This window comes from Streptomyces sp. NPDC002403, assembly GCF_053593015.1.
Window position 1 is genome coordinate 36,085 of the sequence record NZ_JBSFBQ010000040.1, and the last position, 19,209, is coordinate 55,293.

The window sequence follows — 19,209 nt, forward strand, 5'->3', positions numbered from 1 at the left end:
GATGATCAGCCGACCTTTCCTGTGTACGGCTCCGGGACATCGAGCAGCACGCGGCCGTCCAGCACCAGCCGGGTGGCCGCCACCACGTAGGGGGCAGATCCCTCGGCGCCGAGCAGGACCGCGGCCGCGTCGGCCGACACCGTCGCGGTACGGATCCGGCGCGCGACGGGGGAGAGGAGCACGCTTTCCTCGCCGAACGTGACGCCCTGGCCCTGCGCGCACTCCACCCGCTCGGCCGGGGCCGGCGCCGGGCCCGGGACGATCGCGGTGAGGAAGAGCGCCTCCGTGGAGCGCGCGGACGTCGCGCGCAGCGTGTGCAGTGTGCGGGTGAGACGCAGCTCCGGCGTGCTCGACGTCGGGTTCGCCTCGACCTCGGTGACTTCGGAGACGACGTCGGCGTCGAGCGGCGCGAACCGCCGCACCAGGGCGGAGGCGGCCCCGGACCGGATCAGCCGGCCGCCGTCCGGCCCGGGTTCGGTGGGCCGGTCGGTCTGGAGCAGGAACGACCACTCCCGCTCCGCGTCCGCCTCGGCGAGATCCAGCAGTACGAGCCGTCCCGACGGGGTGAACACCAGCGTCCGGTCCAGCCGCCGCACCCCGAGCGCGGGGTCGTACATCGCGGCGATCTCCGCCGTGGCGTGCGCCCACCCGCAGTCGGGACCGGCCAGCACATCGCGCTGCCGGGCCTGCCGCTCGTACGGGATGTCCTCGTAGACGTGATAACGGTCCTCGTCCGCGTATCCCTGACCGTCCACCAGCAGCAGATTGTGGTGCGCGGCCCGCTTGCGGTTGCTGTACCCCTCGTCGACCGCGAGGAACGCACCCTGCGAGACCAGCACGAACGAGCCCGAATCGGGGTGGTGGTGCCCCTGGTTGAGGGTCTCCCAGCCCAGCTCCGCCCGGTGCTTCGCGGAGGTCTCCCACGCCTTGTGGCCACCGCCGGGGCTCGCCTTGAACGAGACGAGCGTGGCGTCGTCGTCCCACCCGGTGCGGGCCGCGAGCAGCCCGAGGTCCGGGAAGAACGCCCGTGTCTCCGTGGGCGGGGCGGCGGCCACGGACGGGTCGCACCAGAGGTATTCGAGATAGGCCTCCGGCAGGATTCCCGGCCGCACCCCGCTCTCCGCCGCCTCCTGCCACAGCAGTTCACCCGAGGCGAGATCGCCCAGCCACTGCGCCTGAGGAATCCCGTACTGCGCCGCGAGCCGGTAGTACAGGCCGGCGCTGTGTCCGCTGCGCCGGTCGTGGCAGTCGCCGTGGTCGACGTTGAACGCGAAGCCCGGGGCCAGCTGGTGCATCCGGTAGCGGAAGGTGTTCGTGAGGAAGCCGCCCCGATCCCACCAGTCGATGCCCTCCGCCTCCTGGAGGAGGTCCAGGTGGACGGCGAGGAAGGGCACGCCGTAGCGCCAGTAGACGACGCCCTCGGCGTGCGAACCGTCGTCCGGCATCAGGTCGAGGACCGTACCGAGGTTCTCCCTGGCGCGCTCGGTCCACTCCTCCTTGCCCAGCACATAACCGGCCGTCGCCAGACCCGCGTAACAGATCCAGTTGTGGTTCTGCCAGTACGACGACGACCACCAGCGGCCCTCGCCGGCCACCGCGAACTCGTACATCCGCCGCCCCTGGAGCAGCAGCTTGTACCGCAGCAGCGCCCGCACCTCGTCCGGGAGTTCGTCGCCGATCCACCGGTGGGCGAGCGAGAGATGGTGCAGCAGCCAGCCGGCGTCCAGATCGTGGTCCGGCATATGGGCCCTGCCCCAGTGCGGCAGCCGCACCGCGGCCTCGATCCAGCGCCGGCTCTCCGCCAGATGGGCCGGGTCGCCGCTCACCCGGTAGGCCAGCGCCGGGTTGGAGGCGGCGGGGCCGAGCCAGGTGATGCTGGCCAGGGGGTGCGTACGCGGCGGGGTCAGCCCGCGGTGGCGGGCGGCCTCCTCGTACAGCCGCACCTGCTGCGCGGGGCGCGGGCCGGGCGGCGGGGTCGCCGAGAGCAACAAGAGTCAGTCCTCCGTCCGGAACCGTGCGGTGCCGCCGTCCGTCAGTGAGACCGTCAGCACCCCGTCACCGTCCAGCCGTACATCGGCCACGGCGGGCCCGGCCGACGCCGCCTGGTACACCGAGGCGAAGGTGATCCGGTCGGACTGCGCGGTGAAGTCGACCCGGGTGCGCACGCGCTGCGGATCGTCGGCCGGACCCGGGCCGGGCCGGGAGACCGGACGCACGGTCACGCCGGGGGTGTGGGTGTGCCAGCCGTGCAGGGTCTCGTCGCCGTACCAGGTGGTGCGGACCTCGCCCGAGGCCTGGAGCTGGACATCCAGCGCGACACCGGGGCGCAGTTGCGCGGTGAGGCACCGCTCGTCCTCGGCACGGACGGTCAGCAGATCCACCAGATAGCCGTCACCGAGCACCACCCGCCGCACCGCACGCACTCCCTCGTACGCCGTCGTCACCTCGGCGGTCACGGACGAACCGTCCGAGCCGAGCAGTCGCCCGGTGCACTCCGCCTGTTCGCCGCCGTTCACGCGGAAGGCCGGATGGGCCTCCGTCGACGCGTACAGTTCCCGGAACTCGGCGTGTGCGTAGGGCACTTGACCGGGATCGGGCTGCCACGGCGTGGTGTCGCCGTACAGATACAGCGACAACTTGTCGCGATGGCCGTGCGAGCCGCCGTGCGGACCGAAGTCCAGCAGCGCGTGGACGCCCGCGTGGTGCAGCACCGCGTACCCGGCGGTCGGGAACACGGTCACCGGGCCGGACGCCGGGCGCGCGGGCAGCGGCGGCCCCGCGAACCAGCCGCCCAGCTCCCGGTCGAGCCCGTCGTCCCGCGCGCCCAGCTCGGACCGGGCCCGCCCGGCCACCGCGTCCAGTGCCGGTGACGGAACCAACTGCTGTGCGAGCGAGACGAGTTCGAGCCACTCCAGGGCGAGCGGACCGCGCAGATACGGGCCGTCGTGCAGCGCCGGAAGGATGCCGCCCGGCGTGGCGATCGCCGCCAGTACATCCGTCATCCCGGCCAGCACGTCCACCACGTCGGACGGTACGGACGCGGGATCGGTGCCCCGCAGCGCCAGCAGCGCGGCCCGCAGCACGAACCCGTGGTAGTAGGTGCTGCCCTCCCACTCCCAGCCGTCATCGGCGACCGCGACCCGCAGATGCGCGTACAGCCCGTGCTCGCCCTCCAGCCACCGCCTGCCGCCGTCCCACTCCCGGCCACGGACCGCGGCGGCGGCCCGACTCGTCGCCACGCCGGCGGCGTTGAGCCACGCGGTGTAGTTGGAGGCGAGATGGCCCTGACCGGTCAGTACGTCCCGGGCATCGAGCGCCGCCCGCTCCAGGTCGTCCAGGAGCGGCAGCAGCGCCGCCAGGTGTTCCGCGGAGTGCTCGGCGAGCGTGATCACGGCGTGCCCGACGTTCACCGCCCAGATGGCATCGGTCAGCGCCTGGTGGAAGAGCCGGCCGCGCAGCATCCAGCCCTGTGCCTCGCCGTGCCGCTCGGTGGCCAGCTCCGCGTACAGCCCCGCGTACTCCACGAGCCGCGCCACCGACTCCGCGCGCTCCTCGCGGTGCGCGAGCACCCGCAGGTGCCGCGCCCACGCCTGGTGCGAGAGCACCAGCCAGGCGCCGCGCACCGCCTCGTCGTCCACCCGGCAGCCGTACGCACAACGCGCACCGCCCTCCGGGAACACCCCGGCGAGCAGGTCGCCGTGGTCGAGCTCCACGCCGTGCGCCGGGCAGACGTACGCGTGCCACCAGCCGCCCCGCTCCCGGGCGATCCGCCTCAACGCGGCCACACGCCACCGTCGATGTCCACCGTGGTGGCGGTGAGGAAGCCGGACGACGGCGACGCCAGGTGGACCACCGCGGCGGCGACGTCCTCGGGGGTGCCGGCCCGGCCCACCGGGATGCCGGCCTCCATCGCCTGCTGTGCCTCGGGCGCGGTGAAGGTGTCGTGGAAGGCGGTGCCCTTGATGAAGCCGGGCGCGACGGTGTTGACGGTGATGCCCGTCCCCCCGAGCTCCTTGGCCAGGCCCTTGGTGAAGCCGCGCACACCGGCCTTCGCCGCCGCGTAGGCGACCGAGCCGGGGCCGCCACCGTTGTGCGCGGCCAGCGAGGACATCGTGATGATGCGGCCGGCCGAGGACTCCTTGAGATGCGGCAGCGCGGCGCGCACGGTGCGGAACGTGGACGTCAGATTGGTGGAGAGGACCTGATCGAAGTGCTCGTCGGACATCTCGGCGATGGTGGCCCGGCCGATCAGATGACCCGCGTTGCAGACCAGGACGTCCAGCCCGCCGAGGAAGCCGGTCGCCTCGTCGACGAGCCGGTCCACATCACCGGTCACCGTGACATCGGCCTTGAACGCCTTCGCCCGGCGGCCCAGCGCCTCGATCGCGGAGACCGTCTTCGCGGCCTCGTCGGCGGAGGAGTGGTAGTGGACCGCGACATCGGATCCGGCCTCGGCGAGCGCGACGGCGATGGCGCGGCCGATGCCGTGGCCCGCCCCTGTCACCAGTGCGCGGGAGCCGTTGAGATCAGCAGACATGGAATGAGTACCTTTCGAGGAACGGTGGTTCGTGCCGGAATCGGTTATTTGAGGCCGGCGGTCGCGAAGCCCTGCACGAAGTAGCGCTGGCCGATGAGGAAGAGAACGACCATGGGAAGGGTGGCCAGCGTGGTGCCGGCCATCAGGAAGTGCCACTGGGGGCCGTTCTCCGTCTTGAAGACGGAGAGCCCCACCTGGATCACCCGAAGACTGTCCGAGCGGGTCACCAGCAGCGGCCAGAGGAAGTTGTTCCACGACGACTCGAAGGTCAGCAGCGCCACAGTGGTGAGCGCGGGCTTGACCTGCGGCGTCATGATCCGGGCGTAGATCCGGAACTCGCCGAGGCCGTCGAGCCTGGCCGCCTCCTCCAGCTCCACCGGAAGGTCCAGATAGAACTGACGGAAGAGGAAGACCGCGAACGGGGTGACGGCACCGGGAACGATCAGCGCCCACCAGGAGTCCAGCCAGCCGCTGCCGCCCTGGCCGAAGATGTCGTTCCCGCCGGCCAGCGGCATGAAGCGGACGATCAGGAACTCCGGCAGCACCTTGGTGTACGTGGGGATCATCAGCGCGGCGATGAAGAGGTAGAAGATGACCTCGCTGCCCCGGAACTTGATCCGGGCCAGCGAGTACCCGGCCATCGACGCCACGACCACGTTGATGAGGGTGTGACTGAAGGCGATGATGAAGCTGTTGCGCGCGTACGTCGCGAACGGCGCAGCTTTCAGCGCGTCGATGTAGTTCCCGAACTCCCAGTGTTCCGGCAGCAGTCCGGCGTCCTGGGAGGCGATTTCGACCGGCGTCTTGAGCGAGGTGAGCACCATCCAGACGAACGGCACCACCATCAGCAGCGAGACGACGATGAGGGTCGCGTAGAGCGCGATCCGGCCGGCGGGGAGCGGTCTGCCGTTCTTCCCCGGCCGGGACTTCTTCACGGCCCCCGGCGCGTGCAGCTCAGTTGTGGCCACGGGTGCCTCCCATGATCCGCCGGTTGACCAGGGTGAAGCCCATCAGCAGCACGAACAGCACCAGTGACTGCGCGCAGGCGTAGCCGACGCGGAACTCCCGGAAGGCGGACTTGTAGATCTCGTACGTCATCATCGTGGTGCTGTTGGCGGGACCGCCGTCGGTCAGGATGTAGATCTGGTCGAAGGACTGGAAGGCGCTGATCATCGATGTGATGAGCACGAAGAACGTCGCGGGCTTCAGCAGCGGCAGCGTGATCGAGAAGAACTGCCGCACCTTGGAGGCGCCGTCCACCGAGGCCGCCTCGTACAGCTCCTTCGGCAGGGACTGCAGCGCGGCCAGGTAGATGAGCATCTTCATGCCGATGCCCTGCCAGATGCCGACCAGGATCACCGAGGGCATCGCCCACGAGGTCGACGAGAGCCAGGCCGGTCCGTCGATCCCGAGGAAGGACAGGAGTGTGTTCAGCAGCCCGTTGCCCGGGTTGTAGATCCACAGCCAGACCAGCGCGATCGCGACCGTCGCCGTCACCTGCGGCAGGAAGACCGCGGTGCGGAAGATGCCCCGGGCCTTCAGACCCGTGTGCAGCGCCAGGGCGACGAGCAGCCCCAGCACCATGCCGAACGGCACGGTGAAGAAGGTGTAGACGACGGTGTTGACGATGGACTTGCGGAAGACCGCGTCGCCCATCATCTCGCTGAAGTTGTCCAGTCCCACGAACTGCGGCGCCGTCAGCACGTCGTACTTCGTGAAGGCCAGGACCACCGAGGCGACGACCGGCAGGCCGATCCAGAGCGAGGCATGCAGCAGCGCGGGCGCCACCATCAGCATGCCGGCGCGCTGCCTGCGGCGCCCCGGTCCCGTCGGGACCCGGCCGGTGCGCTTCTTCGCGACCGTGCGTCCGGCCGGGGCGGAGGGCGGCGCGGGGCGCGCCTTCAATACGGATGTCGCTCCCACAGTGACGGGTCCTTACATCCGGCCGATGGCGGCCTCGGCGAGCCGGCCGAGTTCCGCGATGGCGTCCTTCGCCGACTGGTTGCCCACGATCGCGGGCTCCAGCGTCGGCTTGATCTTCTCGCGGATCTCCATCCAGGCGGCGGTGCCACCCTCGGAGCACGCGGCCCCCATGCTCTGCAGGGAGAGATCGACGAACTTGTTCTCCTTCACGTACGAGGTGTCGCTGAGGTCCTTCAGACCGGGCACCGAACCACGCTGCTTGGCAGCGCCGAGGATCGACTCGGGCGTGGCGAGGTACTCGACGAGTGCGCGGGCCGCGGCGGGGTGCTTGGAACCGGCGGACTGGGTGACGAGCGTGCCGCCCTGAAGCATCGCGGGCTTGCGGTTGGCGAGGATGAACGCCCCGAGCTTGTCGTCCTTGATCAGGTCCGGCGTCTGCTCGCTCGCCTGCCGCCACAGCGCGCTGGTCGTCATCATCATCGACGCCTTGCCGGTCTGTACGTTCGACGGGGCACCGGCGTCCGTCTTCTTGGCGTAGTCGGCGGAGCCGTCCTTGATGAGGTCCTTGAAGAACTGCAGTGCCTCGACCCCGCGGGCGTCGGTGAACAGCACCTTCTTGCCGTCGGCGCTGAACAGCTGGCCGCCGTTGGCGAAGAGGAAGGTCTCCCAGCACTGGCGCAGGTCGATGGAGAACGGGTCGAACCCGATCCGGCCGTCCTTGGTGAGCTGCTTGGCCACGGCGCGCAGCTCGGCCCAGTTCGCCGGCGTCTTCTTGATCCCCGCCTCGGCGAAGTGGTCCTTGCGGTAGACGACGATGCGGGTGTCGAGGACGACCGGCAGCGCGTACAGCTTGCCGTCGTACCGGGAGGGCTCCAGTACCCGCTTCTCGTAGTCGTGCGCGGAGGCGAACTTCTCCGGCAGCTCGGCGATCGCGTTCTTGGCCGCGAACGGCGGGATCCAGCCGACGCCCATCATCAGTACGTCGGGGAGCAGACCACCCGCGAGACCGGTGGTGATCTTCTCGTTGAGCTGGGCGTACGTGGTGTAGTCCACGTTCACCTTGACGTCCGGGTACTTCTTCCGGAAGCCGCCGAGTATCTCCTTCTCCAACAGCGTCTTGCCGTCGGCCCCTTCATAGATCGGGGTGAGCAGAGTGATCTCACCCTCGGCGGGGCCTTCGGCGGAGCCGGCCGTCGAAGTGCCGGTGCCGCACCCGCCCAGCGCGGCGACAGCGGTTCCGGCGCCGATGGCGGCAAGCAGCGACCGTCGGTTGAGTTGCATGGGACACCCCTTTTGAGGTGGAGGCTGTGGATCGATCCAGCGAGGGGTCCCGGCCATGGCTGGGAAGTGCTGGTAAATCGATGCACTGATGCTAGGAACGCCTTGAGAGCGACGTCAACAGCTGATGCACATGAATTTTCGGGGGTGTTAACGGGTGTACCGGTAAACGAAGTTCAGTAAATCGATACACTGGTAGGGTCAGACGAGTTCCGAACCGGAGGTGGCATGAGCGGGGTAACGATCCATCAGGTCGCGGAGGCCGCGGGGGTCTCCGCGAGCACGGTCTCCAACGTCCTCAACGGACGGACGGACCGTATGCAGGCGGCCACGCTGGCCCGCGTGGAGCAGGTGATCGAGCAGCTCAGCTACCGGCCCAACCGAGCCGCCCGGATGTTGCGCACCGGCCGCATCAAGGTCATCGGCCTCATCGTGCCGTCGGTCGCCAACCCCTTCTGGGGGGCGCTCGCCCGCGAGCTGGAGGCCATCGCGCTCGCCGAGGGGTACCACGTACTGCTCTGCAACAGCGAGCGCGACGCCGCCCGCGAGCTCAAGTACGGCGAGGAGCTCCTCGCGGACGGGGTGAGCGGAGTGGTGCTGTGCTCCTCGCTGCCCTCGCTCGACCATGTGACACCGCTGCTGAGCCGTGGGCTGAAAATGGTCGCCTTCGACCGCACCGCCCAGGCGGGCGACCCGCCTTCGCTGGCCTCCATCAGTGTCGACAACGCGATGGGTGCCGAACTCGCCACCCGCCACCTGATCGAACTCGGCCACCGTCGGCTGGCCTTCGTCTCCGGTTCGGTCAACAGCGTCAACCGCCGCGAGCGGCTGCGCGGCTTCCGGGCCGCCCTGGAGTCGGCGGGTCTCGACCCGGCCGATGCGATCGTCTGGCCCGGCGCGGACGCCACCGAGTTCGGTGACAAGGACGCGGCCGAGCTGGGGCGCAACGCCGCCAGGGAGCTCCTCGGCGGCCCGCGCCCGCCCACCGCGTTCGTCGCCATCAACGACATGTGCGCGATCGGGATCTGCCGGGGTGCAAAGGACGCCGGGCGCAGCGCGGGCCAGGACGTCTCCGTGGTCGGCTTCGACGACATCCTCCTCGCCGACCTCTTCGAACCGCCGCTCACCACGGTCCGCCAGCCACTGCCGGAGATGGCCGCGGAGACCTTCCAGCAGCTGCGGGCCCGGATCGACTCGGCCCCCGCGGCCGGACGGTCACTGCTCATCCGGCCGAGGCTGGTCGTCCGGGAGTCGACTGCCCCGGCGCCGTCCGGTGCGGGCGTCGCGATCCCGGGACCGGCGACGCAGAGCCCGGCGTAGGGCGGCGCCGCCGGGGTCCCGGCCGGGACGACGCCCGCGCCCGCGGCTCGCCGGGGCGCGGCGGCGTCGGTGGGGGATGAGGGATGTCCGGCGAGGGTCGCCTCGCCGGCGTGGAGCCGCGGACGGCTGAAGCGCGCCCACGGGAGAGGGGCGCGGCGATCGCCGCCGCGATGACGACGCCGGTTCCGCGCGGGCGGCGACGGCCGTCCGGTGGCCGTGGGTGTGTGCCCGCGGACGGGACTCGGCAGGTGCCCGGACGGCGAAGCCGTTGGCCGGGCGTGAAGATGATGCCGCCCGATGTGCCGATGCCGCAGGCCGGTCCGGGCCGCGGTGGACGCCCGCCCGTGGAAGGCCCCGTATCCGGCGACGGCGACTTCGGCCGGTCTCCGATGGCCGCCCGACGTGACGAGCCGAGGCCGCTCTTTCGCGTCGAGCACGTTACACATCGCCGCATCGGGCGATGTTCTGAAATGACATCTCGCCGCGAGTGCTGACGCGATGCCTCTGGTAGTGGCAGGTGGATCCGCAGGTGAAAGCCTCGATTGCCCTTGCGGCCTGTCGTTATCGATACGTTACAGGCGTTACAGTATGGCCGAAACGACGCTGACGTGTAACGTGCGGGCATCCGGTCGGCGGTGAACCAACCGCACGGCAGTTCCGCGAGAGGGGTTCGTGTTGCACACCCGCCCAGTCCGCCGCGCAGTAGCGGCCACCGCGCTGTTGATCGCATCGTCCATGACACTCTCCGCATGCGGAGAGGACGGCGCCGGCGACGGCGCCGCAGCTCCCGCGGGCGATGGTGCCGTCGCCGGTGTGCACATCACCCGTGACGCGGAACTCCACGCCTCCCTGCCCGCGGCGGTCAGGTCCAGCGGCAGGGTCCGGGTGGCCACCGACGTACCGTATGCGCCGTTCGTCATGTTCAGGACCGAAGGGCGGCCCGAGCTCACCGGGCTCGACTACGACCTCGGCCAGGCGCTCGGTGCCAAGCTGGGGGTGCGATTCGCCTTCACGGCACAGAAGTTCGACGGCATCGTGCCCGCCGTCCAGGCAGGCAGGTTCGACGCGGTCATGTCGGCCATGACCGACACCGAGGAACGCAGGCGTGTCCTGGACTTCGTGGACTACTCCGTATCGGGCTCCGGAATCCTCGTGGTCAAGGGGAACCCGGACCGGATCGCCCGGCTCGACGATCTCTGCGGCAGGAAGGTCGCCACCCAGGCGGCCACCCACCAGCTGGAAGTGCTGAAGGCGCAGCAGTCCACGTGTGCCGAGGCGGGCAGGGCCGCCGTCTCCATCCAGACGTTCCCGAAGGACTCGGACGCCCAACTCGCCCTGCGCTCGGGCAAGGTGGCCGCCGAACTGGTGACGAAGCCCGGCGCGGGCTGGACGGCGAAGACCGCCGACGGAGGCCGTGCCTTCGAGGTCGTCGAGGACCCCGCCGCGGGCGGCGGCTACGAGGCGACCCCCAACGGGATCGGCGTCAGCAAACAGCTTCCCGCCTTGACCGAAGCGATCCAGAAGGCCCTGCAGGCACTCATCGACGACGGCACGCTCCACAAGATCTGCGACAGGTACGGCGCCTCCTCCATCGCCGTGCAGAACGCCACCAAGAACGCGGCGGTGTCCTGACATGGCCGCTCTCACCCCCGCCGGGTCCGTACGCGGCACCCAGGCCCCCGTGGTATCCGCCGAGGGGAGCCTCACCGTCGTACCGGTCCGCCACTGGGGCCGGTGGCTGGCCGCCGCGGCCGCCCTCGCCGCCCTCGTCGGCCTGACCGGCTCCCTCGCCGGGAACAAGAACCTGCACTGGGACATCGTCGGCCACTACGTCTTCGCCGACCTCGTCCTCGACGGCCTGGCCACCACCCTGTGGCTCACCGCCGCGGCCATGGCCCTCGGCCTCGGGCTGGGCGTGCTCATGGCCGTGATGCGCCTGTCGTCCAACCCCGTGCTCCGCACCCTGGCCGGCGCGTTCGTCCAGGTCTTCCGCGGCACCCCGCTGCTGATCCAGATCATCTTCTGGGGATACGCGGGCGCCCTCTACAAACACATCCTCATCGGGATCCCGTTCACCCACATCACCTTCCTGGACATGGACACCAACACGGTGCTCACCCCCGCGGTCGCCGCGCTCCTGGCACTGGGACTGAACGAGGCGGCCTACACGAGCGAGATCGTGCGCGCGGGCATCCAGTCCGTCGACGCGGGACAGACCGAGGCCGCGCAGTCGCTCGGCATGCGACCGGCCCTGACCACCCGGCGCATCGTGCTGCCCCAGGCCATGCGGGTCGTCATCCCTCCGCTGGGCAACGAGACGATCAACATGCTCAAGATGACCGCACTGGTCTCGGTGATCTCCGCCCACGACCTGATGTCCAACATCCAGGACGTGTACGCCCAGAACTACCAGGTCATCCCCATGCTCGTGGTCGCCGGGATCTGGTACCTGATCCTCGTCACGGCTCTCGGTCCGCCGCAGTCCTGGCTGGAGCGCCGCTACGGCCGCGGCGCGGCACCCGCCACTCCCGCCGCCGGGCCGCTGCGACGCCTCGTCACGGGCGCCGCCCTCCGGATTCCCCGGACCGGGCGCGCCGTACCGACCGACACGAAGGAATGAGAGTGGAAACGCCGATGGTGCACGCCGAGGGCGTGCGCAAACACTTCGGGAAGGTCTCCGTGCTCCGGGGGATCGACCTGACCGTCGAACGCGGTCGCGTCTGCTGTCTGCTGGGCCCCTCCGGCTCGGGCAAGTCCACGTTCCTGCGCTGCATCAACCATCTGGAGAAGATCGACGGAGGCAGCCTTTCCGTCGACGGCGCCCCGGTGGGCTACCGGCGGCAGGGCGACCGGCTGTACGAGCTGAAGGAACGCGAGATCGCCCGCGCCCGCCGCGACATCGGGATGGTGTTCCAGCGCTTCAATCTGTTCCCGCACATGACGGCGCTGGAGAACGTCATGGAGGCGCCCGTGAAGGTCGCGGGCGTCGGCAGGGCCGAGGCGCGTGCCGACGCACTGCGGCTGCTGGAACGGGTCGGCCTCGCCGACCGTGCCGCGCGCTATCCGGCCCAGCTCTCCGGCGGCCAGCAGCAACGCGTCGCGATCGCCAGAGCCCTCGCGATGAAACCCGAGCTGATGCTCTTCGACGAGCCGACATCGGCCCTGGACCCGGAGCTGGTCGGAGAAGTGCTCGACGTGATGCGGCAGCTGGCCGCGGAAGGGATGACGATGGTCGTCGTCACACACGAGATCGGATTCGCCCGGGAGGTCGCGGACACGGCCGTCTTCATGGACGGCGGTGTCGTGGTCGAGGCCGGCGACCCGCGGCAGGTGCTCGGCGACCCCCGGCAGGAGCGCACCCGCACCTTCCTGTCGAAGGTCCTGTGATGCCCGAGGTACGGCAGCGGGGCACGGCGGCCCTGCTGCTCTCCGACGCCCTCGCCCTCCAGCCCCGCTACCTGGCGGACCTCGAACATCTGGTGTCCGTCGACTCCGGCTCGTACAGCCCCGAAGGAGTCGACCGCGTCGGGGCGTGGACCGCGCGGCGCCTGACCGGACTGGGCTTCGAGGTGGAACGGATGCCCGTCACGGTCCCGGGCCGGGACACGCGTTTCGGCGACGTGGTGGTGGGGCGGCTGCGCGGCCGGATCCCCGCCGACCGGGGCGGACGGCGCATCCTGCTCGCCGGTCACCTGGACACCGTCTTCGACGACGGGACGGCGGCGCGGCGTCCCTTCACCCGCAGTGGCAGGTTCGCCCACGGCCCCGGAGTCAGCGACGACAAGGGCGGGCTGCTGGCCGGTCTCACCGCCGTGGAGGTCCTGCTGCGCCGCGGGCTGACGGACTTCGCGGAGATCGTCTTCCTGGCCACCCCCGACGAGGAGATCGGTTCCCCGGCCAGCCGCCGGGTGACCGCCGAACTCGCCGCGTCCGTCGACTACGGGCTGGGCCTGGAGTGCGCCCGGGAGAACGGTGACCTCGTCATCGCCCGCAAGGGGGTGGCGGACTTCCTGATCACCGTCACGGGACGGGCCGCCCACGCCGGCATCGAACCGGAGCGCGGGGCGAACGCCGCTCTGGCCGCTGCCCATCTGCTCATCGCCTGCCAGGAGATGAACGGACGGTGGGGCGACGTCACGGTCAATGTGGGGATGGTCCGGGCCGGCAGCCGTATCAACATCGTCTGCCCCGAGGCCGACTTGCACGTGGAGGTGCGTTCCTCGACCGGATCGGGCATCCGGTCCGCCAGGCAGGCCATCGCCGTGGCCGCCGCCCAGCTGTCCGTACCGGGCACCACGGCCACCGTGCGGCAGACGGAAGCATGCCCGGCCATGGAGGACACCCCGGCGGCCCGCGCCGTCTTCGCCCGTGCCCGGGAGGCCGGGGCGCAGCTCGGCCTCGACGTGGGAGCCGCCGCCACCGGCGGCGTCGGCGACGCCAACACCATTGCCGGAGCCGGGGTGCCGACGCTCGACGGCCTGGGACCGGTCGGCGGCGGCGACCACGGCCCGCAGGAGTGGCTGGACGTGACGACGGTCCCGCACCGGGTCGCCCTGCTCGCCGCGCTGATCACGGATCTCGGCACCCGGGCGGCAGCCGGCCCGGATGCCCGGAGCAGGCCGGCCCGCGTAATCTGAACCCCTTCAGAAAGGTGGCGCCCGGCCCATGTCCTCACTCGCCGAAGAGATCCGGCAACGGTTCGGTGACCTCAGCCCCGCCGAACGCAAGGTGGCCCGGGTGCTGCTCGCCGGCTATCCGTCGGCCGGTTTCGAGACGGTGGCCACGCTCGCCGAACGCGCCGCGGTGAGCGCCCCCACGGTGATCCGCTTCGTCAACCGGCTCGGCTACAAGGGGTTCCCCGACTTCCAGGCCGCGCTGCGGGGCGAGCTGGAGGAGCGCAGCGCCTCACCCCTGCAGCTCTACAGCACACGGGGATACGGTGCCGCGGCGCCCGGTGTGCCGGACGAGGAGGGGCAGGGCACCGCGCACACCGGGGGCGGGCAGGACGTGTTCAGCTCCGAGGTCGCACGTACGCTGCGGGAACTGCCGCCCCACGACGTGCAGGCGGCGATCGCCCTGCTCTGCCACCCCAAGCGTCGCATCATTCTGACCGGCGGCCGGTTCACGCATCTGCTGGCGCAGTACCTCGGACTGCACCTGATGCAACTGCGCGACGACGTGGTCATCCTGCCGGACCGCGACGTGGAGCGGACCGCCGTCCTGGCGGGGCTCGGACGACAGGACGTCCTCGTGGTCTTCGACTACCGGCGCTACGAACCGGACAAGATCGTCATCGCCGAGATGGCGGCGCGGTGCGGCAGCAAGGTCGTCCTGTTCACCGACGCCTGGCTCTCGCCGGTCACCGGCCTCGCCGATGTCGTCCTGCCCAGCCATGTCGCCGCGCCCTCGCCGTACGACAGCATGGTCCCGACGCTGGCCACCGTCGAAACGGTGCTCGCCGGGGTGCTCGGGCACCTCGGCGAGCAGGGGCGCAGCCACCTGGCACACAGCGAGGACGTGTCCCGCCGTGCCGGAATCCAGCCGGACGACTCCGGCCCGGTCTGAGCCGGCGGACCCGGTGCGTCGTGGGGTACCCGCCCGCACGCTCAGACACGAGTGACGCGGTACACGTCCCGTACACAGAGGTTGAGCACCGTGGTGGCCACGACGGCACCGGCACAGACCAGGAGCACCGTCCGGTCGGCCCAGGCATGTGCGGCGAGCGCGGTGACGAGGTAGCCGAGCGGGATGGCCATCCGCTCCCCGACACCGTTGAACGAACTCATCCGGCCCAGTTCCTCCTGGGGCACATGGAGTTGGAGCGCGGTGTTCCACGCCACGATGGCGACATCCAGCCCGATGCCCGCGAGCACGGCGGCGAGCAGTACCCAGGGCAGGGCCAGACCCAGGCCCAGTGCCGCCAGGGGCAGACAGAGCCCGGCGCCGGTGAGCACGGCGACGGCCAGCAGCCGGTACGGCTTCCAGCGCAGGCACACCGCCGTCCCCGCCAGCAGCCCGAACGCGAACGCGCCCTGGACGAGCCCCCAGGAACGGGCCCCCGAGTAGTGCTCGGCCGCGACCACGGGGCCGAGGAGCTGGAATCCGGCCAGCCACCCGGCGACCACCACCGTGCCCGCGGCGGTGTACGTCCACAGCCAGGTGCGGGACCTGAAGCCGGACCAGCCGGCGCGCAGATCGGCCAGGGCGCTGCTCGTCGTGGCCGGTGCGCTCAGCCGCAGGCCGAGCAGCAGGAGCGCCGCGGCCAGGAAGCTGAGCGCGTCCCACGACAGCGCCCACGCCGGTCCGCCGATCGCGACGATCACTCCTGAGACGACGGGACCGAGCACCTTGACGGCGTTGCTCGGCAGCCGGAGCAGCGCGTTGGCCTGCTGCCGGTGCTCCGCCGCGACGACCTGGGCCACGACGCCCGCCGCAGCCGGTGCGGTGAAGGCCACGGCGATCCCCGACACGAAACCGCACGCGGCGATCGAGGCGGTCGTCGCGTGGTGGGTGGCCACCAGCGCCGCGAGCACACCTTGGGCGGTCGCGGCCAGGAGATTGCCCAGGAACAGGATCCGGCTGCGCGAGAGCCGGTCCGCGAGCACGCCGCCCACGAGGGTGAAGACGATCGTCGGGACCGAGTTCGTCGCCAGCACGACCCCGAGCGAGCCCGCGCCGCCGCCCTGTCCGATCACCGCGTAGGCCAGTGCGACCGGGGCCATCGCGGACCCGGTCGCCGAGACCAGGTTGGCGAGCACGAACCGCCGGAAGGCGGGAACCCGCAAGGGAGCCAGGCGCGGCGCGGACGGTTCGACGGTGGTCTTCACGCCTCTCCCACGACCGGTGCGCCGGGGCCGAGGGGCTGCCGGTCCTGCGCCGGGGACCGGTCCAGCTCCGCGGTGATCGCCGCCCGCAGCGCGTCGTGTCGCGGGCCGAGTGCGAAGCGTGCGTCGCTCCAACGGTCACGGGGGTACAGCCAGACGGGCATGCCCACCAGCTCGCCCGGTTCCCACTCGTAGCGGGGCCACACATGTGCGTGCAGGAACCCGTCGGTGTTGCCGAGGATCTCCAGATTCACCCGGCGGAACGCCGAGTCGGCGCGGCGGCAGGCCCGTTCGACCGCTTCGCCGAGCCGGTCCATGTCGGACAGGAAGGCCAGCCGTTTCGCCCTCGGGAGTTCCGACAGGCGCTCCACCCCTGGCTCGTCGACCAGGAGCACCGAGTACCCCGGCAGGAACTGCACATCCCCGATCACGGCGAACCCCGCGTCCAGGCGGCGCATGACGGTCGGGTTCCCGCCCCGCAGGGCACTGCCTATTCGGTCGTTCTTCCAGTCGGAGATCACCACCGGAACCTACCGCGTCCCGCCCGTCCGGATCCGTCACAGGCGCTGTTCGGCCAGATCCAGCCAGTGCTCGACCTCGCCCGGGGCGAAGTGCCGGATCGCCCAGTCGGTCATGCGTAGACTCATATGGGCCCAGCAGGGACGCAGGATCTCCTCGGGCAGGGCGTCCAGGATGTCGTCGAGACGACGCACGACACCCGGCGCCTGCTCCGTCGCGTGCAGCCCGAAGCGCAGGGTGACCAGGTCGAACCGGCGGTCTCCCCGTCCGGCGCCGTCCCAGTCGATGACCCCCGTGACCGTGCCGTCCACGGCGAGCAGGTTGCCGTGGTGGAAGTCGTGGTGCACGACGTCGTGTCCGGCGAGCCGGCCGGGACGGCCGGCGCCCACGGACCTGATCCGCTGCTCCAGGGCGGCGCCGCGCCGGCTGTGCCGACGCAGCGGCTCGTGGAGGCAGTAGCCGGGGCCGTCGTCGAGCAGATACAGGGGCATCGACGGGACCCGGGGGTGCTCGGTCAGCAGCTCCGCCTGTGACGCGTTGAGGGCGAGTGCCCGGTCCAGCCCGTGGTGGTCCAGGAACTCCACCGGTGTGCCCGGCAGAAGTTCCTGGACCAGTACCACCGCACCGTCCACCTGGAGCGCCAGCTCCGTCGAGGGGCAGGGATACCCACGGGCGCCCAGCACCTCGCACACCGCCAGCGGACCCGCTCGCAGCTCCTCGATCCGGGTGTCCGGCCGCCATTTGAGGACCGACCGCCGGCCGTCGGGCCACCGCACGTACGCGGCACCGACCTCACCGCCCGGACAGGGCCCCTCGACCACCAGCCGTACGCCGGTCCGGGCGTGCACGGCGGCCGCCGTCCGGTCGGCGTCCAGGCGCTCGACGCGCATCCAGTTCCGCGGTGATGTGGTCATCGGGACATTCTCCGGGACGGCACGGCTCAGTCGGTCGAGGCGGTCCAGCCCAGTGCCTCGATGCGCGCGGCGTCTCCGGGCCGGCCCTCGTCGAAGACCGTGCGGTTGCCGTCCTCGACCCGGACGGCGTCCACGTACACCCCGCGGCCGACGTACAGCTGGTCCGTCGTGTACCGCCACCGCAGCCGGACCTCCTTGCCGCGCCAGGCGCCGAGGTCCGCGTCGAGGCGGTGCCACACCCGGCCGGACCAGCCGGAGACCGCACCGGTGGGATGCGGCTCGGGCCCGGTCCGGGGCTTCTGCGCCGTCGGTACGGTGGTGAACGGTACGGATTGCCAGGTCGCCCCCGCGTCCGCCGACGCCTCCAGGAAGAGGAAGTCGGAGCCGGGCTCGGTGTCCCACCACAGGGCCGAGCTCAGCCGGGCGTGCGAGGAGGCCAGGCGCAGCGCGGGCAGGGTGAGCGTGGCCGATGCGGCGCTCGCCATGCCCGAGAACCACGCGGTACGGCCGTGTGCGGGGCGGACCGCGACGGCGCGCGCCATCCGGTTGGCCGCGGCGACGCGCGGCGTGCTGCCGGAACGCCAATTGCGGACCGGGTGGACCGAGTTGCCGAGCACGATCAGGAACGAGTCGGTCGTCGGGTCCAGTACGAGACTGGTGCCGGTGAAACCGGTGTGGCCGGCGGTGCGCGGTGTGGCCATCGCGCCCATGTACCAGTGCTGGTAGAGCTCGAAGCCGAGGCCGTGCGCATCGCCGGGGAACGCGGTGTTGAAGTCGGTGAACAGCAGATCGACCGATTCCGCGGAGAGGATCCGTGCGCGGCCGTACACCCCGCCGTTGAGCAGCGTACGGGCGAGGATCGCCAGGTCCCAGGCGCAGGAGAAGACGCCGGCATGGCCCGCCACCCCGTCCAGGCTGTACGCGTTCTCGTCGTGCACCTCGCCCCAGACCAGTCCGCGGTCCAGCCCGGACCAGGGCAGCCGGGCGTCCTCGGTCGCGGCGATCTTCGGCTTCCAGGAGGCCGGGGGGTTGTACCGGGTGCGGTGCATCCCGAGCGGAGCGGTGATCTCCTCACGGAGCAGGACGTCCTGCGCGCGGCCGGTGATCTTCTCCAGGACCAGCTGGAGCGAGATCAGATTGAGGTCGGAGTAGAGGTACACCGTGCCGGGCGGGCTGGCCGGCACCTCGTTCCACAGCAGTTGCAGCTTCCCCTCCCGCGTCGGCGCCTTGTACAGCGGGATCCAGGCGCGGAAGCCGGAGGTGTGCGTGAGCAGTTGACGGATCGTGATGTCCTGCTTGCCGCCGCCGGCGAAATCGGGCAGGTACGAGGCGACCTTCGCCTCCAGCTCCAGCGTCCCGCGCTCGATCTGCTGCACGGCCAGGATCGAGGTGAACAGCTTCGAGACCGAGGCCAGGTCGAAGACGGTGTCCTCGGCCATGGCGATCTGTTGGTCGGCCGGGAACTCCACCCCGGTGTCGGTCTTCTCGTCGTACGCCGCATAGCGCACGGCCTTGCCGATCGGCCGGTGCAGGGCCACCGTGCCGCCGCGCCCGGCGAGCAGCACCGCCCCCGCGTACCAGGGGTGCTTGGGGGAGGCGGAGAGGAACCTCTCCGCGTCGGCGACCAGTTGGTCCAGCGGCTCCTGGAGCAGCCCGGCACGGGCGGCCGGTCCACGCCGCAGCGTCGGCCGGTCCGGCCCCGACGCGGTACTCCCGGCCGCCCCTGTACGCATCTGCGACGATCCCGTCCCCGACTCCATGGCCGACGCCCGCTCCGCGAACGGAATCGGCGCCAGGGCGAGTGCCCCGCCCAGGGCCAGCATCCCACCGCCCAGCCTCCGCCGGCTGATGCCTCTGCCCGCCGCGTCCTCGGTCATCCGGAACCCCTTCCTGC

16 protein-coding genes are annotated in these 19,209 nt (G+C 71.0%); 6 read left to right on the plus strand and 10 right to left on the minus strand.

Annotated features, from left to right (window positions below; genetic code table 11):
• Window positions 1-5 precede the first annotated feature (5 nt).
• From ACWCPY_RS31875 to ACWCPY_RS31900, 6 genes are read right to left on the minus strand one after another with little or no spacing between them, the layout of a single operon-like run.
• Window positions 6-1,991, minus strand: coding sequence for a hypothetical protein (locus tag ACWCPY_RS31875; protein ID WP_451270820.1), 1,986 nt, complete (start codon window positions 1,989-1,991; stop codon window positions 6-8).
• 3 nt (window positions 1,992-1,994) lie between these two features.
• Window positions 1,995-3,785, minus strand: coding sequence for a heparinase II/III domain-containing protein (locus tag ACWCPY_RS31880; protein ID WP_451270822.1), 1,791 nt, complete (start codon window positions 3,783-3,785; stop codon window positions 1,995-1,997).
• Entirely contained in the window at window positions 3,773-4,537 is a 765-nt protein-coding gene (locus ACWCPY_RS31885; protein ID WP_451270824.1) for an SDR family NAD(P)-dependent oxidoreductase, read from the minus strand. Before ACWCPY_RS31885 ends, ACWCPY_RS31880 begins: the two co-directional genes overlap by 13 nt.
• Before the next feature lie 44 nt (window positions 4,538-4,581).
• Complete coding sequence (locus ACWCPY_RS31890; protein WP_451270826.1) at window positions 4,582-5,505, minus strand: carbohydrate ABC transporter permease; 924 nt, start codon at window positions 5,503-5,505, stop codon at window positions 4,582-4,584.
• A complete protein-coding gene (locus ACWCPY_RS31895) occupies window positions 5,492-6,460 on the minus strand; it encodes a carbohydrate ABC transporter permease (RefSeq protein ID WP_451270828.1) in 969 nt (322 codons plus the stop codon). The genes ACWCPY_RS31890 and ACWCPY_RS31895 overlap by 14 nt, the downstream gene beginning before the upstream one ends.
• 12 nt (window positions 6,461-6,472) lie before the next feature.
• A complete protein-coding gene (locus tag ACWCPY_RS31900; RefSeq protein ID WP_451270830.1) occupies window positions 6,473-7,741 on the minus strand; it encodes an ABC transporter substrate-binding protein in 1,269 nt (422 codons plus the stop codon).
• A gap of 225 nt (window positions 7,742-7,966) precedes the next feature.
• Here ACWCPY_RS31900 and ACWCPY_RS31905 point away from each other — a divergent pair, with 225 nt between their 5' ends.
• The 6 genes from ACWCPY_RS31905 to ACWCPY_RS31930 all read left to right on the plus strand — a co-directional run bounded on the left by ACWCPY_RS31905 (window position 7,967) and on the right by ACWCPY_RS31930 (window position 14,623).
• Window positions 7,967-9,058 (plus strand): LacI family DNA-binding transcriptional regulator, encoded by a 1,092-nt coding sequence (locus tag ACWCPY_RS31905; RefSeq protein ID WP_451270832.1) that lies wholly within the window; start codon window positions 7,967-7,969, stop codon window positions 9,056-9,058.
• A gap of 735 nt (window positions 9,059-9,793) precedes the next feature.
• On the plus strand, window positions 9,794-10,690 hold the full coding sequence (locus ACWCPY_RS31910; RefSeq protein WP_451270834.1) for an ABC transporter substrate-binding protein: 897 nt from the start codon (window positions 9,794-9,796) through the stop codon (window positions 10,688-10,690).
• Window position 10,691: 1 nt separating this feature from the next.
• Entirely contained in the window at window positions 10,692-11,678 is a 987-nt protein-coding gene (locus ACWCPY_RS31915) for an amino acid ABC transporter permease (RefSeq protein ID WP_451270836.1), read from the plus strand.
• On the plus strand, window positions 11,675-12,445 hold the full coding sequence (locus tag ACWCPY_RS31920) for an amino acid ABC transporter ATP-binding protein (RefSeq protein ID WP_451270838.1): 771 nt from the start codon (window positions 11,675-11,677) through the stop codon (window positions 12,443-12,445). The genes ACWCPY_RS31915 and ACWCPY_RS31920 overlap by 4 nt, the downstream gene beginning before the upstream one ends.
• Window positions 12,445-13,695, plus strand: coding sequence for a M20/M25/M40 family metallo-hydrolase (locus tag ACWCPY_RS31925; protein ID WP_451270840.1), 1,251 nt, complete (start codon window positions 12,445-12,447; stop codon window positions 13,693-13,695). Before ACWCPY_RS31920 ends, ACWCPY_RS31925 begins: the two co-directional genes overlap by 1 nt.
• A 28-nt stretch (window positions 13,696-13,723) precedes the next feature.
• On the plus strand, window positions 13,724-14,623 hold the full coding sequence (locus tag ACWCPY_RS31930; protein WP_451270842.1) for a MurR/RpiR family transcriptional regulator: 900 nt from the start codon (window positions 13,724-13,726) through the stop codon (window positions 14,621-14,623).
• A 41-nt stretch (window positions 14,624-14,664) separates the two neighbouring features.
• On the opposite strand, the gene ACWCPY_RS31935 is transcribed toward ACWCPY_RS31930, so the two are convergent.
• Genes ACWCPY_RS31935 through ACWCPY_RS31950 form a run of 4 tightly spaced genes read right to left on the minus strand, consistent with a single transcriptional unit; the run spans window position 14,665 to window position 19,192 of the window.
• Window positions 14,665-15,885 carry an MFS transporter gene (locus ACWCPY_RS31935; RefSeq protein WP_451270844.1) on the minus strand — a complete coding sequence of 407 codons (1,221 nt, stop codon included), beginning with the start codon at window positions 15,883-15,885 and terminating at the stop codon, window positions 14,665-14,667.
• Complete coding sequence (locus ACWCPY_RS31940) at window positions 15,882-16,406, minus strand: diadenosine tetraphosphate hydrolase (RefSeq protein WP_451270846.1); 525 nt, start codon at window positions 16,404-16,406, stop codon at window positions 15,882-15,884. The genes ACWCPY_RS31935 and ACWCPY_RS31940 overlap by 4 nt, the downstream gene beginning before the upstream one ends.
• Before the next feature lie 33 nt (window positions 16,407-16,439).
• Window positions 16,440-17,315 carry a phosphotransferase gene (locus ACWCPY_RS31945; RefSeq protein ID WP_451270848.1) on the minus strand — a complete coding sequence of 292 codons (876 nt, stop codon included), beginning with the start codon at window positions 17,313-17,315 and terminating at the stop codon, window positions 16,440-16,442.
• Between the two features lie 26 nt (window positions 17,316-17,341).
• Complete coding sequence (locus tag ACWCPY_RS31950; protein WP_451270850.1) at window positions 17,342-19,192, minus strand: serine hydrolase; 1,851 nt, start codon at window positions 19,190-19,192, stop codon at window positions 17,342-17,344.
• Window positions 19,193-19,209: the final 17 nt, after the last annotated feature.

Excerpts from the sequence above, each read along its gene's own strand:
- ACWCPY_RS31910 (WP_451270834.1), top strand. The coding sequence starts at position 9,794 with ATGACACTCTCCGCATGCGGAGAGGACGGCGCCGGCGACGGCGCCGCA.
- ACWCPY_RS31885 (WP_451270824.1), bottom strand. The coding sequence starts at position 4,537 with ATGTCTGCTGATCTCAACGGCTCCCGCGCACTGGTGACAGGGGCGGGC.
- ACWCPY_RS31950 (WP_451270850.1), bottom strand. The coding sequence starts at position 19,192 with ATGACCGAGGACGCGGCGGGCAGAGGCATCAGCCGGCGGAGGCTGGGC.
- ACWCPY_RS31930 (WP_451270842.1), top strand. The coding sequence starts at position 13,724 with ATGTCCTCACTCGCCGAAGAGATCCGGCAACGGTTCGGTGACCTCAGC.
- ACWCPY_RS31925 (WP_451270840.1), top strand. The coding sequence starts at position 12,445 with ATGCCCGAGGTACGGCAGCGGGGCACGGCGGCCCTGCTGCTCTCCGAC.
- ACWCPY_RS31915 (WP_451270836.1), top strand. The coding sequence starts at position 10,692 with ATGGCCGCTCTCACCCCCGCCGGGTCCGTACGCGGCACCCAGGCCCCC.
- ACWCPY_RS31905 (WP_451270832.1), top strand. The coding sequence starts at position 7,967 with ATGAGCGGGGTAACGATCCATCAGGTCGCGGAGGCCGCGGGGGTCTCC.
- ACWCPY_RS31920 (WP_451270838.1), top strand. The coding sequence starts at position 11,675 with ATGAGAGTGGAAACGCCGATGGTGCACGCCGAGGGCGTGCGCAAACAC.
- ACWCPY_RS31945 (WP_451270848.1), bottom strand. The coding sequence starts at position 17,315 with ATGACCACATCACCGCGGAACTGGATGCGCGTCGAGCGCCTGGACGCC.
- ACWCPY_RS31900 (WP_451270830.1), bottom strand. The coding sequence starts at position 7,741 with ATGCAACTCAACCGACGGTCGCTGCTTGCCGCCATCGGCGCCGGAACC.